Source organism: Mesorhizobium sp. WSM4828, from assembly GCF_055811175.1.
Window position 1 is genome coordinate 1 of sequence record NZ_JBVVQK010000111.1, and the last position, 474, is coordinate 474.

Below are 474 nucleotides of genomic sequence, written 5' to 3' on the forward strand. Positions count from 1 at the left end.
GAGGTGCGACAGCGCGGTCTTGCCATGACTGCCATCGCTGGTGGTAGCGCCGGAGGCGGTAGCAGTCGAACTGCCGTCGCTGGCGAGGAGGTGCGACAGCGCGGTCTTGTTATGACTGCCATCGCTGGCGGTAGCGCCGGAGGCGGCGGTAGCAGTTGAACTGCCGGTGCCGGCGAGGAGATGCGAGAGCGTGGTCTTGCCATGACTGCTATCGGAAGGGGCGGTGGCAGTCGAGGTGCTGCCGCCGGTGGTAGTCTCGGCCGGGGCTGTGGCAGTTGAGGTGCTGCCGCTGGAGGTGGCTTCGGTAGGGGCGGTCGCAGTCGAGGTGCTGCCGCCAGTGGTGGCCTCGGCCGGGGCGGTGGCAGTCGAGGTGTTGCCGCCGGTGGTGGCTTCGGTAGGGGCGGTGGCAGTCGAGGTGCTGCCGCCAGTGGTGGCCTCGGAAGGGATGCTCGCCGTAGAAGTGGGATCGGTGGC

1 protein-coding gene is annotated in these 474 nt (G+C 69.0%); it reads left to right on the forward strand.

Going from position 1 to position 474, the window contains the following annotated elements:
• Positions 1 to 223 precede the first annotated feature (223 nt).
• A partial coding sequence (locus AC0L2X_RS32525; protein WP_473601227.1) for a hypothetical protein occupies positions 224 to 474 on the forward strand: 251 nt, incomplete at its 3' end.